The following is a 524-nucleotide window of genomic DNA, read 5'->3' on the forward strand; positions in this document are numbered from 1 at the left end:
GTCCGGTACGACTCCGACCAATCGTACACAGTCGCGGCCCTGTTCAATAAGGATCTGGCCGTGCTCAGCGACGTGAACGGAGCGCGGCGCGTGAAAGTCAGTGAATTGCCGGAGGTGAAGTAAGGATGAAAAAGACTGCTTTAATTCTCTTCTGTATCGGTATGGCCCAGGCACAACCCACGACTGATTTGGAGTTGACCAGCAAACTACTTAACGAATATGGCGACCAACTGAGTAATGTTTTAGCCACAAAGCCGCTTCCTGCTGGTTACATCAGTTGCCTGAGTGGTTCCAGCCTGGGCGTCAGCGTTCCGGAGAAACTCAAATTGCGTGCCTGTGGAATAGCAAAAGACGGCCAGAAGATATTTATGAATATTCAGAGTGAAAACGGTCTATCAATCATTTCCACCATGCCGGATTCACACTTTTCAACTCCCAAAAATCGGGCTATTGACGACATGAAAGCGGCCATTCGTATCTACGAGATGCGTCTGACGCTGCATCAGCCTTTGCCTCAATCGTGT

General features: G+C 49.6%; 1 protein-coding gene. It reads left to right on the plus strand.

Annotated features, from left to right (window positions below):
- Positions 1 to 125 precede the first annotated feature (125 nt).
- Positions 126 to 524 (plus strand): hypothetical protein (locus tag QZ269_RS13500; protein WP_291427202.1); only part of this gene is annotated, 399 nt, incomplete at its 3' end.

It is taken from the genome of Deinococcus sp. (genome assembly GCF_018260405.1).
Classification (GTDB): domain Bacteria; phylum Deinococcota; class Deinococci; order Deinococcales; family Deinococcaceae; genus Deinococcus.